Source organism: Treponema primitia, assembly GCF_046533075.1.
Taxonomy (GTDB): Bacteria; Spirochaetota; Spirochaetia; order Treponematales; family Breznakiellaceae; genus Termitinema; species Termitinema primitia_B.
Window position 1 is genome coordinate 39437 of record NZ_JAJQRB010000087.1, and the last position, 15641, is coordinate 55077.

14 protein-coding genes are annotated in these 15641 nt (G+C 46.0%); 8 read left to right on the top strand and 6 right to left on the bottom strand.

The annotated features are described in order from the left end of the window. The first annotated feature begins 324 nt into the window (after positions 1 to 324). The 8 genes from LQZ19_RS18120 to LQZ19_RS18155 all read left to right on the top strand — a co-directional run bounded on the left by LQZ19_RS18120 (position 325) and on the right by LQZ19_RS18155 (position 9316). The gene (locus LQZ19_RS18120; RefSeq protein ID WP_411049098.1) at positions 325 to 1275 is read left to right on the top strand and encodes a substrate-binding domain-containing protein; all 951 of its coding nucleotides are present in this window, start codon (positions 325 to 327) and stop codon (positions 1273 to 1275) included. Between the two features lie 147 nt (positions 1276 to 1422). Then, positions 1423 to 2964 (top strand): sugar ABC transporter ATP-binding protein, encoded by a 1542-nt coding sequence (locus LQZ19_RS18125; RefSeq protein ID WP_411049099.1) that lies wholly within the window; start codon positions 1423 to 1425, stop codon positions 2962 to 2964. Beyond that, complete coding sequence (locus LQZ19_RS18130) at positions 2954 to 3925, top strand: ABC transporter permease (protein ID WP_411049100.1); 972 nt, start codon at positions 2954 to 2956, stop codon at positions 3923 to 3925. The genes LQZ19_RS18125 and LQZ19_RS18130 overlap by 11 nt, the downstream gene beginning before the upstream one ends. Positions 3926 to 3943: 18 nt before the next feature. Further along, the gene (locus LQZ19_RS18135) at positions 3944 to 4810 is read left to right on the top strand and encodes a TIM barrel protein (RefSeq protein WP_411049101.1); all 867 of its coding nucleotides are present in this window, start codon (positions 3944 to 3946) and stop codon (positions 4808 to 4810) included. 22 nt (positions 4811 to 4832) lie between these two features. Further along, positions 4833 to 5828, top strand: coding sequence for a LacI family DNA-binding transcriptional regulator (locus LQZ19_RS18140; protein ID WP_411049102.1), 996 nt, complete (start codon positions 4833 to 4835; stop codon positions 5826 to 5828). Between the two features lie 233 nt (positions 5829 to 6061). Beyond that, positions 6062 to 7075, top strand: a complete 1014-nt coding sequence (iolG, locus tag LQZ19_RS18145; protein ID WP_411049103.1) for an inositol 2-dehydrogenase — start codon at positions 6062 to 6064, stop codon at positions 7073 to 7075. A 66-nt stretch (positions 7076 to 7141) separates the two neighbouring features. Continuing rightward, positions 7142 to 8461, top strand: a complete 1320-nt coding sequence (locus LQZ19_RS18150; RefSeq protein ID WP_411049104.1) for a hypothetical protein — start codon at positions 7142 to 7144, stop codon at positions 8459 to 8461. A 69-nt stretch (positions 8462 to 8530) separates the two neighbouring features. Further along, positions 8531 to 9316 carry a TIM barrel protein gene (locus tag LQZ19_RS18155; protein ID WP_411049105.1) on the top strand — a complete coding sequence of 262 codons (786 nt, stop codon included), beginning with the start codon at positions 8531 to 8533 and terminating at the stop codon, positions 9314 to 9316. Between the two features lie 36 nt (positions 9317 to 9352). Here the strand turns inward: LQZ19_RS18155 and LQZ19_RS18160 are convergent, their stop codons facing one another. From LQZ19_RS18160 to LQZ19_RS18185, 6 genes are all read right to left on the bottom strand, one after another. Further along, complete coding sequence (locus LQZ19_RS18160) at positions 9353 to 9871, bottom strand: TSUP family transporter (protein WP_411049106.1); 519 nt, start codon at positions 9869 to 9871, stop codon at positions 9353 to 9355. Between the two features lie 281 nt (positions 9872 to 10152). After that, positions 10153 to 11322: a Gfo/Idh/MocA family protein gene (locus LQZ19_RS18165; protein WP_411049107.1), complete on the bottom strand. Its 1170-nt coding sequence runs from the start codon at positions 11320 to 11322 to the stop codon at positions 10153 to 10155. Between the two features lie 11 nt (positions 11323 to 11333). After that, positions 11334 to 12599, bottom strand: coding sequence for a uroporphyrinogen decarboxylase family protein (locus LQZ19_RS18170; protein WP_411049108.1), 1266 nt, complete (start codon positions 12597 to 12599; stop codon positions 11334 to 11336). A gap of 61 nt (positions 12600 to 12660) precedes the next feature. Further along, on the bottom strand, positions 12661 to 13293 hold the full coding sequence (locus LQZ19_RS18175) for a cobalamin B12-binding domain-containing protein (protein WP_411049109.1): 633 nt from the start codon (positions 13291 to 13293) through the stop codon (positions 12661 to 12663). Positions 13294 to 13369: 76 nt separating this feature from the next. After that, positions 13370 to 14584, bottom strand: coding sequence for a uroporphyrinogen decarboxylase family protein (locus LQZ19_RS18180; protein ID WP_411049110.1), 1215 nt, complete (start codon positions 14582 to 14584; stop codon positions 13370 to 13372). Between the two features lie 70 nt (positions 14585 to 14654). Further along, positions 14655 to 15617 carry a sugar ABC transporter substrate-binding protein gene (locus tag LQZ19_RS18185; RefSeq protein WP_411049111.1) on the bottom strand — a complete coding sequence of 321 codons (963 nt, stop codon included), beginning with the start codon at positions 15615 to 15617 and terminating at the stop codon, positions 14655 to 14657. Positions 15618 to 15641: the final 24 nt, after the last annotated feature.

Genomic DNA, 15641 nt, shown 5'->3' on the forward strand with positions numbered 1-15641 from the left:
TATAATATATTCAAATTTAAAACTTGTAAAGCCGTTTTTTCATAATATTAACGCATATTAAATAAACAATTATCGATAAAAAGGTGTATTTTCCCATTTCTTTTTGTAAATTTTTAAGAAAATCGTATTTTTCTAAGAACCGGCGGCGGCTTTTTTATTGATTAAATCGTTGTTTTATAACAAATTATGATAATAAATCAAAGATATATAAGACTCAACGATTTTTGTTGACAGATCGAAATAATGATGTGATACTCATTTATGAAAACGTTATTAATCTTATGTTCTATTTTAGGACATGGAAATAAATCTTGAGGAGTTTTTATGAAAAAATCACTATGTGTTTTTATGGTTGTTCTGATGGTGGTGTCGGGGCTGTTCCTGGCGGGGTGTCAGAAAAAAGAGGCGGCGGGACCGCAGAAAATCTCCATCGCCTTTGCCCGCAGTGAGTCAAACGATACTTGGCTCTCCTACCTGCACGATGCGTTTGCCGCAGAATTCGCGAGTAAGCCGGAGTACGAGATCATCTGGTCAGACGGTCAGAACGATGTTACCCGTCAACAGGACAATGTTAACGCGGCAATCGCCCAGGGTGTAAAGGCGATAGTTGTAGTCCCGGTTGACACCAGCGCGGCCGCTCCCATGATCCGGGCGGCGCAGGAAGCGAAAATCCCCATTATCTTTGTGAATCGTAACCCCTTTGTTGGTTCAACTCCCCCTGCAGGTGTGTACTACTGCGGCTCGGATTCGGTCGTGGCGGGGCGGCAGCAGATGGAATACCTCGGCGAGCAAATGGGCGGTTCCGGTGAAATCGCCATCCTCATGGGGCAGCTCAACCAAGAGGCGGCCCAGGACAGGACCCGGGGTGTTAAACAAATTATCACGGAGAAATATCCGAATATCAAGGTCGTAGGCGAACAGACCGGTAACTGGATGCGGAACGAAGGGGTCAATGTCACCGAAAACTGGCTTACGGCGTATCCCAACCTGAAAGCTATTGCTTCCAATAACGACGAAATGGCCATGGGCGCCCTCGTTGCCATCGCAAGCACCGGCCGGACGGGTATTCTGGTAGGCGGTACGGACGGGAACCCCGATGCGGTTCAGGCTGTTAAGGACGGCAAGATGGCGTGTTCGGTATTACAGAACGCGAAAGGCCAGGGAGCCGGGGCCGCCGACTTTGCGATCAGGGCGCTTAAGGGTGAAAAACTAGACCCCGTCAAGTGGGTACCCTACGAATTGATTACCCCCAAAAACGTGAACGATTACCTTTAAATTCAGATTTCTTTTTAGGGGCGGCGGCAAATACCTACAGTGTTTGCCGCCGTCTTTTCCACAGTAAACGAGGCGGTTTTAAAATACGATGGTCCGAAAGGGTCATGATTTTGTGACTGCCGCCTATGAAACTACAGGGGCGGGAGTATGGCGGATAGTGAATATATCCTTGAAATGAAAAACATTGTTAAAACCTTTCCGGGCGTCCAGGCTCTTCGCGGAGTTGATCTGAAGGTGCGTCCCGGGGAGATTCATGCCCTTTTAGGCGAGAATGGAGCGGGTAAGTCAACGCTTATGAAGTGCATCATCGGTATCCATTCACCTACAAGCGGGCAGATCATCTTTGACGGGAAGGAACTGGGACATTACAGCCCCGCAGAGGCTCTGAAAATGGGAATCTCCATGATTCACCAGGAACTGAACCCTGTTCTGCACCGGCCCATCATGGAAAATCTCTGGCTGGGGCGGGAGCCGCGAAACAAGATTGGCCTTATTGACCACAAAAAAATGGCGGAAATGACCAGCGAGGTTCTGGAAGAGATATACATGATGGAAGATCCCAGAACCCTGATGTCGGAATTGACCATTGCCAAAATGCAGATGTGCGAAATAGGCAAGGCCATTTCGTATAATTCAAAATTGATCCTTATGGATGAGCCGACTTCAGCCTTGACAAACCGGGAAGTCGACCAGCTTTTTGTTATCATGCGGAAGCTCAAGGAAAAGGGCGCCAGCATGATCTATATCTCCCACAAGCTTGATGAAATATACAAGATAGCGGATATTATCAGCGTTTATCGCGATGGCGAATATATAGGGACCGGGACGCCGGATGAGTTGAAAGTAGACAAGCTTATCAACATGATGGTGGGCCGGGATGTAAAGGACCAGTTCCCCAAAGAAGTGTGTCCCATAGGAGAAGTTAAACTTGAGGTTAAAAACCTTTCGCATAAAAAATATTTTAAGGACGTTTCGTTCACCGTGCGCAGGGGCGAAATACTCGGTGTTGCGGGTCTTATCGGCGCAGGCCGCAGTGAGGTAATAGAAACTATTTTTGGTGTGCGCCAGAAAAGCGGAGGGCAAATCCTTGTGGACGGCAGGGAGGTCAATATCCGCAGGGTCGATGACGCGAAGAAGGCCGGCATGGCCTTTATCACCGAGGACCGGCGGAATTCGGGCATTTTCCCGATGCTGGATATTCAGCTTAACATGGTCATAGGCAGCATTCCCCAGTTTTTGAGCAAGGCCGGTTTTTTGAGTGAAAAACGTATGCGCGTTAAATGCGATGAATATGTGCAGAAGGTGCAGATAAAAACACCCGGGCTTGGGCAGCTTATTCAGAACCTTTCGGGTGGGAACCAGCAGAAGGTGCTTGTAGCCCGATGGCTCATGACCAACCCGGACATTCTTCTGTTTGACGAACCGACCCGGGGCATTGATGTGCTTACCAAATCCGAGATACACAGGCTTATTACCCGTCTTGCGGGGGAGGGGAAATCCATTATCATGGTTTCTTCCGAACTGCCGGAAGTGATGGGCATGAGCGACCGCATCATGATCATGCACCAGGGAAAAGTTACCGGCATCATAAACAACAGGCCGGATTTGACCCAGGAGGAATTGATGGCCTATGCCACTAATACCATAGAAGATTATCAGAAACAGCAAGGAGTCCAAAATGACCATTAATGTTAAACGCATAACCCAGAAATACGGCATACTCTTAATTCTGATTGTGATGAGCATTGTATTTGCCATCATGTCCCCGGCCTTTATAAGCATTCCCAACATCCTGAACATTTTGAATCAAACCGCCATCTGGGGTATCATGGCCCTGGGTATGACCTTTGTCATTATCGCAAAGGGCATCGATCTTTCGGTTGGTTCCGTGCTTGCCTTCTCCGGCCTTGTCGCTGCGAGCCTCGCGCAGGTACCCGCGCAGATGAGGCTGTACCAGAATCTGCCGCAGCTGCCGCTTATCATTCCGATACTGGCGGGGCTTTTTATCGGGACACTTTGCGGGGCGGTGAACGGGGCGCTTATCGCCTTTACAAAAATCCCGGCCTTTATCGCTACCCTGGGGATGATGACCGTGGTGCGCGGTTTCGCCCTTATCTATTCAAATGCGCGGCCGGTGAGTAACCTGGTCCCCGCAATGAACGCCATAGGCAGCAGGGTGTTTGGTATTCCCGTTCCGATTCTGATTTACCTCCTGATGTTTATCGTGAGTTACATTCTGTTAAATAAAACGCGGTTTGGCAAAAACACATTCGCAATCGGGGGTAATATTACTGCGGCGGAAGTGTCCGGCGTAAACGTGCCGAAAAGCCTGGTGCTGATCTACGCCTACTGCGGCCTCCTGGCCGGGATCGCGGCCATCGTCTTTGCCGGGCGCGTGGGCAGTGTCCATCCCGGCGCGGCGGACGGCTACGAATTGACGGCCATTGCCGCCACCACCATAGGCGGCACCTCCCATTCGGGCGGTATCGGCACCATAGGCGGTGCGTTAATCGGCGCCCTGGTATTATCAGTTATGCGTAACGGTATGACACTCCTTGGGTTCTCTCCCTACAGCCAGAAGATACTGGAAGGTGTCATCATTGTAGGTGCGGTTGTTATTGATATGCGCAAGAACGCACGGAAAGGTTAATACATTTAAGGAGTTTTTATGCTGACAAGAAAACGTGTTGCTTTAAACCGGATCATTTCACCGTCCCAGGGCTTTGTGGAATTTATTAAATTTACCGCCGGACTGAGACTTTCCCAGGTAGAGCTTCGTAACGATCTGCCGGGAAAATCAAAGATAGGAGATATTATTGACGGACTGAAACCCGCAGAGGCGCTGAAGATAAGCCGGGAGGAAGGGGTTAAGATCATTACGATCAATGCCTTGCAGAAATTCAATCTGCCTGCCAAGCGGGAGACCTGCCTTGCGGAGCTGGAACAGCTTCTGGAACTCTGTGCGGCTATTGAATGTCCGGCCCTGGTGTTGTGCCCCAATAACGAGAAAAGTGATAAACGAACTCCGAAGCAGAAGTACCTGGATACGGTAGATGCCTTGGGGGACTATGGCCCCCTGTTTATTAAATATGGTATAATCGGCTATGTGGAAGCCCTTGGCTTTGGGATTTCTTCCCTAACATCCCTGCCGCCTATTGTCGGCGCCATTAAGGCGTCGGGCTATGGCTGTTACCGGGTATTGTTGGATACCTTCCACCATTACATCGGTCCGGATGATAAGAGCATATTCGGTATGGACGGTCTTGGCGCTTCCTATGAGCTGCCCTACACCGGCTTAGTACATATTTCCGGTGTTGAAGATGATATTCCGGCGGAAAAATTCCTGGATGGTAATCGTGTTCTGGTAGGCCCCAAGGATAAAATGGGTAATAAAGAATTGATACAAAGACTGGATACTCTGGGATATCAGGGTGTCTTCTCCTATGAGCCCTTTGGCCCGGCGGTACAGAAACTGTCGCCGATACAATTAGCAACGGCGCTGGAGGCTAGCTTTAAGTACCTGGGGGTTAAATAGGAAGCAAAGAGGGGTAAAAGGGATGATTAACATTAAGGATATTGCCAAACAAGTTGGGGTATCCGTTTCTACGGTATCACGGGTGGCGAACGGAAAAAAATACGTTACCCAAAAAAAACGTGAGCAGATCCTCAAACTCATTGAAGAAACCGGGTATGTACCCAACAAGGCTGCCAGAAATATGGTTCTGCAGCGAAGCTTTACGGTGGGTATTGTGATCCCCTATATTTTTAATATGTTTCAAAGGCAGCTTTTTTCAATAATAGAGCGGCATTTGGAATCATTTGGGTACCATACGCTGTTTTTCTTTGTAAAGTTTGACGATATTAGTGAAAAAGACTGTTTGGATCGGCTAAAGTCTGAAAAGCTGGACGGGGTTATCCTGATCCAGGAGATCAGAAACCCGGGTTTTTATGAATCCCTTAACCGGTTGCAGCTTCCCGTGGTTGTTTCGACCTTTAGTTTCCCCGATATCCCTTCCATACTTGTCGATGAGGAACAGGCCTCTATTGCGGCGGTAAACCACCTTATCGGTCTGGGGCATCGCAAGATCAATATGATATGCGCCAGCGGTTTTACCTTTGGTAAATTGCGGATGGGAGGGTATTATAAGGCTCTGGAAATGGCGGGAATTGAACAGGACGAAAGCCGGGTACTCTTTGCGCCCTACTATACTGCAGAATCCGGTATGTACACCATGCGGGAACTGCTGCTCCGGAACCGGGATTTTACCGCAATTTATGCCGCCACCGATGAATTAGCCCTCGGGGTTATACGGATTTTGAAAGACGAAGGTCTGCGGGTTCCGGAGGATATTTCGGTGGTGGGTTTCGATGACATTGAAATATCGGATTATTTGATCCCCCGGCTAACCACCATACGCCAGCCGCTGGAAGAAATCGGCGGACAGACCGCACTGATCCTGCACCGGGCAATAACCGGGAATCCTGCCTTTAAACAAGAACTGGTCCTTCCCTACAAGCTGATAATCCGGGAATCTACGGCACGAAAAAACTGAGAACACTTTCATAAAAAGATGGATTCTCGAAGAATTCATCTAGAACCCCAAATATTTTCACAAAACACAGAAAAAGCTTGACAGTTCAAAAAAACAAAACTATTATTATGGTAACGTTTGCATATGTAGATAAATCCTGAATACAAAATGAGACTGTTGGTGAGGTTCCATGGACCGGTGGGTGAAAATAGTGCTGGAAAATCGATCCTGAAATAAACATGAAGGAGTTTCCTATGGATAAGGTCCGTATTGGTTCTGTTGGACTTGGACGCTTGGGCTTGCAGCACGCGGAAAATATCGCGGGAAGGATTCAGAACGCTGAACTTATAGCGATCTGTGATGTGGATAAACCAAAAGTGGAGGAGACTGCTCGGCGGCTTGGGGTTAAACACCAGTTTACTTCCTTTGACGATCTTGTCGCCTGTAAAGATGTGGACGCCATAGCGGTGGTTTCTCCTTCCGCTCTGCATACCGGGCAAATTGCGGCGGCCATGAAAGCCGGGAAACATGTATTCTCGGAGAAACCCCTTGGGGTTACCGTGGCGGAATGTAAGGAAGCGGAGAAGGCGGTAGAAGCCCACCCCGATTTGGTATTTATGCTGGGCTTTATGCGCCGCTTCGATGAGTCCTATAAATATGCCCATGACAAGGTTGTTGCCGGGGAAATCGGTAAGCCTGTGCTGTTCCGTTCCTACAGCCAGGATCCGGAAAAATTTATCCAGGGTTCTATCGCCTTTGCACCCCATTCGGGCGGTGAGTTTCTCGACATGTCGGTCCATGATATCGACCTGGCAAGGTGGTTCACTGGTTCAGAACCGGAGACGGTGTATGCAATCGGCGGCTGTTATGCCCATCCAGAATTTGCCGCTTATAAAGACGGGGACAATGTATCCTGTCTGATGAAATTCAAAAACGATTGCATGATATTCCTCTTTGCAGGCCGTACCGCCCCCCACGGCTATAACGTGGAAACTGAGATAATCGGAACCAAGGGAATCCTCCGGATCGCTTCAATACCCCAGAAAAATCTGGTAGAAGTCCTCGATAGTCACGGAGTCAGGCGAGAGTGCAGCGAGAATTTTCTGGAACGGTTTGCTACCGCCTATGTTAATGAGGTACAGGAATTTGTCAATTGTATTGTTGAAAAGCGCAAACCCTCAGTTACGGTGTATGATGGAACCAAGGTTTCGGAAATTGCCTATACTTGTAAGGCGGCTTTTGAGAGCGGGGAGCTGCTTAAGTTTTAAGGCAAAAGCAACCGACATGATTTATCTGTTTGAGAGGAAATTAATATAACCCTGTTGGAGGAACATATGAAACAGCTTTTTCAAATCGGTGGCTATGTATCAGGGGTTATGGCATTTTTAAGTAAAAAGGCTGAAAAGCTCACCTTCAGCATCTCTAAGGAAGATCGGGGTATTTTACGTGAGCTGGCCAAGAAGTATGCTGAATTGGCGGCTGATCCGGTCAACAACGAACGGATTAGCCGTATGCGGGAGGTGAATGATCTCAAACCGGTTCGCCCGCCGGTTTGGGTGGACGAGCTGCCTTGGCATGAGCTGGATATTGACAACCAGCTTGTCCTGCATTGCCAATCGGAGGAAGCGAAGATACTGGAAGAATATTTCCGGCAGACCCTTTTTCGCTGGAAATATTTCCAGGCTGATATGGTTGTAGAGGACACGCTCTATTTAATAAAGGCTTATTCTAGCACCGGCATCGGCATTGGGGTTACAGAAAATGTGCTGCCAATCGACGCAGAGAACAAAATTGTTTCCCACCAATACATCGATCAGCTGGATACCGAAGCAAAGGTTGAAGCCCTAAAAAAGCCAGTGGTTAAAGCTCATCCGGAAATTGATGCCAGAAACCTCGCAGTCTTATCGGAATTATTTGACGGTATTATTTCAGTAAAGCTGCGGGGACACTATGTTGACTACAGCCCTTGGGAACACATGGCGGAATTTCGCGGCGTGAACCAGTGCCTGGAAGATATCATGGACAGACCGGAATTCATACACCGGACTATGGAAAAATTTGCTGAAATCGGTCATACCTTTTGTGATCAGTTTGAAGCAGCCGGACTTTTAGACTTTAACATCCAGCAGTTACACTGTACCCCAGCTTATACCAGTGGTCTCCCCGCGAAAGATTATGTCGGCGGCCCAGTCCGTTTTAAGGACACATGGATCAGGACCAGGGCGCAGATGTTCGTTTTAGTTTCTCCGGCTATGCGGGACGAATTTGACCTGCACTACATCCGTCCTTTCTTGGACAAAGGCGGACTGGTCTATTACGGATGTTGCGAGCCGCTCGATAAATCAATGCCCTACCTAAAAAAAATACCCAATATGCGGAAAATAGGCGCTACCCCATGGGTAAACCTCAAGGAGCTTGCAGAGCAGACCAGTGGCGACTATGTCTTTGCGCGGAAACCAAACCCAGCTTCAGTGGCCATAAACCTGGATGAAGAGGCGTTAAAAAAAGAAATCCGCGAAACAGTTGAATTGTGTCTGGCATATAAATGTCCCTATGAATTTGTCTTAAAAGACGTAAGCACCGTGGGAAGAAAACCTGAAAATCTTATTAATTGGGTAAAAACTACGAATTCTGTAATTGATAATTATTATTAATAAATTTGAGCCGGAAAGATATCAGGACCAAGAACTTTGGGGAAATTGGAAAAAAGGAAATAAGTATATATGAAATTTGCAAAATGCGCTTGTATTGAACCGATGTATTCCGAACTGCCATTTTTAGATCGTCTTGGGGCGGCAAAAAAAGACGGATTTGAATTTGTAGAATTCTGGAGTTGGACCGATAAGAATCTGGATGCCATTAAGAAAGCAGCCCTTGATGTGGGGGTAAAAATAAGCGGTTTTAATGGAGATGCCGATTATTCCTTGATTGATCCACTTCATAAAAAAAAATATCTTGATTTTTTAAAAATATCCGTAGATGCTGCCTTAAAAATTGGCGCCCTAAGCGTTACCATTCATTCAAACGCCCTGGGTGACGGGGGGATAGTGGTAAATCATTACACAGAACTTTCCGATACAGTAAAGAAATGCTCCATGTTTGATACCCTTTATGACTGCGCCAGGCTTGCTGAAGAGAGTGGTATAACGATGAACCTGGAGCCTCTCAATATAATCACAGATCATACTGGAAATTATCTAATCCATACGAGTGAGGCGGCTGAAATGACGCGGTTAATAGGGTCGTCAAAATTGAAAATTCTCTATGATGTGTATCATATGCAGCTTAATGAGGGCAACCTCTGCGGAAACATTTCCGCTCATATTGATCAAATCGGTCATATTCATGTTGCCGATGTTCCCGGCCGGCATGAACCCGGTACGGGGGAAATAAATTACCATCAGGTATTTAGATGCCTAGAAAACTCAGGCTATACTGGCTGTATTGGCTATGAACTTTTTCCGAAAAATTCAACAGCCGATGCTGTTAAAGCAATAAAAAGTTATTAAAATGATTTTAATATGGTCAGGTATCTTGTTTGTCTGTTACAGTTTCCATATTAGGGCTTTTAGTAAAATACTGACGCCTCCTAGCATGAATATGGTTATAATAATACGCCGTATGGTAAGTTCGCTAAGTTTTTTATCTATCCTTAATCCCAGGAAAAATCCGCCAACCATACCAGGAAGAGCAATCAATGTCAGTAAAAGTATCTGTTTGGTAAAAATGCCCATGAGAATATAAACAATGATTCTGACCATGTTTTCTATAAAAAAGATAAAGCCAATATTTCCTCGAAATGATGAACGATCAACGGATGTCCGTTCAATGTAAGCGACAAAAAATAAATTAATGCCATAGAGACCTGCCGTAACTCCGGAGAAAAATGATACAAAAGTCATGGCAATCTTATTTTGATTTACTGGGTTCGATCTGTTCCGGGTAATCATCTCAGCCCCAATCCCCAGGATCAAAGCCCCCAAACCAGCCTTAAGTATCCAAGAGCTGGCGTATTTTAATAATAGAGTTCCTGGAAAGAGTCCGCAGAGTATACAGATGAGCATGAACAGAGCTTTTTTAATGAGAATTGTTTCCGATTTTTCCAGGCCATATAGGCGTTGATTGGGGTTCCCAAGAGCAGATTCATGGGAGAGATAACCTTGTTTTCGGTGAACATGGAAAGCACAGGGCTGGATATAAGGGGATCACCGAAACCAGCAAGTCCTTTAATAAAAAAGCAAGTGAATTCAGTAAAAAAAATAATGATACCAGTTGAACAGTTAATTCCATCAATATCTTTCCCTATTAGCTAATAATTTAATTATCCGAAAATCTCTACCTTGTATTAGTAATCCACCCAGATCGATCCGGCATCTGCAGATTTTACACAGGTATTTACAAACTGTATCCCCCGGGCACCGGCGTTTACATCGGGGTACCAGTAGTTCTTGAGAAATTCGTAATCCTTCCGGGCTGCGGCATCTATGGCGACTGCATAACGACGGTATAAATTAGACCAGGATTCAAAGAGTCCTTCCGGATGGCCGCCTGCAATACGATCTTCTTCCACCGCTTCAGGATACAGATACTTTGATCCCCGGTCCAGAATCCGCTGAGGTTCGCCTTCGATTTCATATCTGAGCTGATTGGGATGTTCATCCCACCATTCGATGCTTGCCTTTTCGCCGACTATGCGTATCTTCTGACCGTGCCCTGAACCGCTATTCACTGCTGATACCCAGAGCATCCCTGCGGCGCCGCCCTTGTATTGCAGCAATACATAGGCGTTATCCTCCAATTGCCTAGTTTCAACAAAACTCTGTTTGACACAGAGCAGCTTTTCTATTTCCAGCTGAGGTACGATTGTTTCACTGAGAAATAAGGTATGGGTTCCTACATCGGCTATTATAAAACTTGGACCTGAGACCGCTGGGTCCATCCTCCATTTCACAAAATTGTTGGAGGCCTCCGCTGACCCAGTATTAAAGGAACCGTAGGCAAACTGCATATTAACTAGACGGATTTTTCCGAGATCCCCCGAGGCCACCATTTTTCTGGCCTGTTGGATCATCTGAAACCCGGAGTACCCATAGGTAACTCCATAAATTAATTTCTTTTCCCTTGTTAACGCTGCAAGTTCCTCTGCCTCTTCGGTTTTAAAACAAAGAGGCTTTTCGCAGATCACATGGAGTCCCGCTTCAAGAGCTGCCTTTGAAATTTCATAATGGGTATTGTTCGGAGTTGCTATGGTTATCGCTTCAATTCCATCGCTTCTTTTCGATTCTTCCGCAAACATGGTTTTATAATCAGGATAACAACGTTGGGGATCAACCCCAATGGAGACGCCGAAATCCCTGCATTTTTTGATGTCCCTGGTAAAGACGCCTGCACTCAGATTAAAACTGCAATCCCGTAACGCAGATGAACGGTGGATATAACCGATAAAACTATCCTTCCCACCTCCTATCATAGCCCACCGGATAGGATGATTGATAATACTTTCTCCATTGATCATATATTGGCTCCTTAAATTTTTACTTTCCCCCCGTTAAATTCCTTAACCGCCTCCACCATGGCAACAATATTGGGGATAGGCGTATTTGCCTGAATATTGTGGATGGTATTAAAAACATAGCCACCGCCCTTTGAGAATATCCTCAGCCGTTCCAGTACTTCCTTGCGCACATCCTCTGGGGTTCCAAAGGGCAGGGTCTTTTGAGTATTTACACCGCCGCCCCAGAAGACCATGTCTTTGCCATAGGTATCTTTTAGCCTTTGGGGATCCATTCCTTCCGCTGAGCACTGGACCGGGTTAAGCGCATCAATGCCTGCTTCTATCATATATTTAATAATGGGGAAAATACCGCCGCAACAATGTTTGATGACCTTCCATTCGGTATTACTGTGTATCCAGTCGGTAACTTTTTTATAGTGGGGTACATACATGGTTTTAAAGGTTTCGGGATTAATGAGAGGTCCCCGTTGGCTGCCAAAATCTGTACCGCAGATATAGACGACATCCAGATCATTGCCAAAAACGGCATAGTATTTTTTAAAACTCTCAATTGCCCGTTCGGTTTCAATTTCAAATACCTCATTTACATAATCAGGGTAGAGGAGGGGCGCGGTGTACCATTCGGTAATATCCCGTATGCCCTTTGGATGTTTAACATTTGGTCCCGGAATATTATTGGCGTCCCCAAAGCCAAAATAGCCGGGGCTCACCTGGATTGCCCTACTGCCCTTGCGGTAAACGGACATTCTTTTTTTATGAAATTCCAGCATTTCATCGGATACCACGGGAAAATCCTCCACCTGGTCTAAAGGGTTAGCGTTGTCTTCATCGAAAGGCGGGGAACGCTGCAGGTTATCAAAATAGAACCCCCCTGCCGGGATATACCCGCTGGGTTCCACGCCGGTATCTCCAAAGGGATAAATGAAGGCGCCGCCCTTGGCATCATCCTTTAAGGCGCAAGCCCCGGGGATCAGTACCTTTTCGCCCAGATAGGTCCATTCCCGCCAATCCTGGTTTATGTTTCCGAAGGTATCGCCGTAGGGGTCCAGTTCCTGTACATCGCAGCCCATGATATCCATGAGATCCGGTTCCATGATCCCGACCATGGTGGACATGTCCTTTATTTTAATAGGTGTGTCCGCTAGGCCATAGTATTCACGCAGCCGTTTCATGGTGATGGCGTTAATATTTGAGCAACAGAAGTTACCGAAATCCACAGGGACCTGATCCGCCTCTTTGTGGGCAAATGCCGCTTTTACCCTTTCTCTGGAAGTCATAGGTTCTCTCCTTATTATTACAATTTGGATGAATTAGTATGAAAACGTTACCATAACCATATCATACGAGCAATTTTTTTGCAACCACCGCTGCACTTGCCGCATCCGCTGAGAATCCATCGGCGCCCATATCCTTGGCTATTGCTTCTGTAATGGGCGCCCCGCCAACAATAACCTTAAATCCCGGCAGCCCGCTCTTTTTTAAGGCTACGGTCGTTTCTTTCAGGGCCGGCATGGTCGTAGTCAAGAGACATGACAGGGCTACTATTTTAGTATCAGGATTGTCCTTAATAGCATTTATAAAGGAATCTATCGCTACGTCAACTCCTAAATCTATTACTTCAAATCCCGTACTCTCGATCATCAGGGCCACCAGATTTTTCCCGATGTCGTGAAGGTCCCCGTGTACGGTACCAATTATACATTTTCCCAGAGTGGTAACCTCTCCCCCAGCTAGTTTTGGCTTTAATACTTCCACGCCCTTTTTCATAGCCCTGGCTGCCACCAACATTTCCGGTACAAATATTTCAGACCGCTGGAATTTTTCACCCACCGTCGCCATGGCGTCAACCATACCTTCGTTCAAAATCCGGAGAGGGTCCAAGCCCTCTGCAAGGGCCGCTTCTACCAGCCTGCCGACATCATTTGACTTTCCGGATTCAACCGCCTTTGCTATTTCTTCAATTTTAGACATTATACTACTCCTTTTAAGGTAAAATTATCAGGATACCAATCCTGGATTTTCAATTTTTGCTGCATTACGATTCGTCTTATTTTGCATTTTCTCCCCGGTATTGACGCATTATCTCCCCAAGCTTCTTGAGATAGTATTGATAGTGCTTTAGCGGTGTGGACGGGGCAGGCTGATGGTCTACGCCGGTCATATAGCCGCCTTGTTTTATAACCGGAAGCAGCCTTTCAAATTCTGCGTCTATCGCTTCAGGCCCCTTTACTATTTCAAGTTTGTTAAACCCGCCTATAAATTTAACATCCGGGAATTTTTTACGAACCGCAACAAGGTCAACCCCCGCATTAACATCAACCGGGAGAAAACCGTCAACGCCCGCACGTCTGAAATTGGGAATTAATAAAGTAAAATCGCCATCCGTATCAACGAAGACATTTTTTACCCCCTGTTCTTTCAGGAAAGGAATAATTTCTTTATAACAGGGTGCAACAAATTCATCAAAACAGTCACCGGATATCATCGGTCCTGTTTTCCCGCTCAAGTCCTCTTCAAAAAATAGTACCGTGGGTGTAATAATCTTAAGGATTTTTCCCATCTGTTCGCGGTATATGTCAAGCTGGAGACGGTTGATGTCCTTTATAACTTCAGGATAGTCATAAAAAGCATAGAGATGCGGTTCTACACCGAACAGATCCCGGGGAGCCCAGAAGAAGCCGGTTAAACGGAAGCGAATTGAAAAATCGCCCTTTGCGCAGCCCTCACGATAGGGACCATAGATACGCTCCATTGCCTCATCGGTACAATATTTATGATAAGTCTCAAGGATATGTGCCTTGTGTTGTTCCCAGGTTTTTTCGTCACTTACGATGGATTTTTCCAGGGTAAATAAATCCCTGCCCCTATAATACTTTCGTATACAGCCGTCTATGTCCAGTTTTGTAAAGTATTCCGGAGTTTCCTCCAATATCTTTTCTTCATAACTGAGGAAGGGTATGCGAAATGCCATCCGTTTAACCGGATCTAAACCGAATTGCTGTTCAATCCGGAAAACGGGATCGGTGACCATGGCGGAATAGTAATGATCAACAAATTCTACCGGCCGATCTTTAGAGATATACCCGACTTCCGTTGGTACCGTTGGTACCCGCAATTTTTGATTAAAATCTGTTTTAAGCCCCTCTTTCTCCCAGTTGGCAACCGTAAAATCCCAGGGTTCAAAGGTTTCTTCAACAGCGCCGCGATCAAGGCCGATATTTGAAAATGAAAGGGTCTTGTCTTCACGTTCGGAAAAATTCATTATGTTCACTCCTGTTTGCTTCAATAATCGTTTTTATGACCATCAAATGATTATTGAGTACAAAATTATGTTATTTGCTTAACTCAGCTTTGAGATTCAAATAATAATCTACATTGTTTAAATTAACGACGATGTTTTCCATCATGTAGTATTTATCAACACCTTCGCCTTTGAAGGCTTTTTGCGCTACATCAACAGCGGAAGAACCAATAACCGGACCATTTTGCCAAATGGTAGCATTCATCCGGCCTTCTTTTATCGCATATAACGCATCAGAAACAGAATCGCGGCCGCTGATATAGATTCCCTTTATCCCCGCATCTTCACATGCCTTCAACGCGCCCAAGGCCAGGGCATCGCTCTGCCCCAGAATAGCGTCAAAATTATTATGCTTCTGCAGCCATGTTTCGGTGACCTTCAGCGCCTCCTCAATAACCCAGTTTCCGGACTGTTCTTCCAGTACCGTAACACCGGGATATTTCGCCAGTATTTCATAATAGCCGTCCGAAATTATGATTTGTCCCGTTGAACCCATTACTCCATTTACCAAACCGATATTTCCCGTTTGGCCGATTGCATCAATACATGCCTGCATCTGTACCTTAGCTGCAGCATTATGATCCGCGCCGACAAAAGCAACCGCAAGATTCTGATCGGCGATTTCCTGAATGATTGTTACTACCGGTATTTTTGCGCTATTAGCTTCTTTAATTGCCGGTATCGCTCCATCTACCGAACAGGGTTCAATGATTAGGGCGTCGTATCCCTGGGTAATACAGGTTTCAATCTGGGCAATCTGTACACCTTGATCATACTTTGCGTCAAACAGGGTAACCTCAATCCCCAGTTCTTTACCGCGTTTAACTGCGCCATTTCCTACACTCATGGTAAATTCGTTTGTATTATTTGCAATAAATATTGCAAATTTCAATGTTTCTGATTTCTTTTTTGAGCATCCGGTGAGCATCGTTAAGAACAATATGCAAACGATAAAGCATAGACCCGCTAAACCCCTTCCTTTCTGACTTTTCATCGTATTAATCCTCCTGAATAAAAT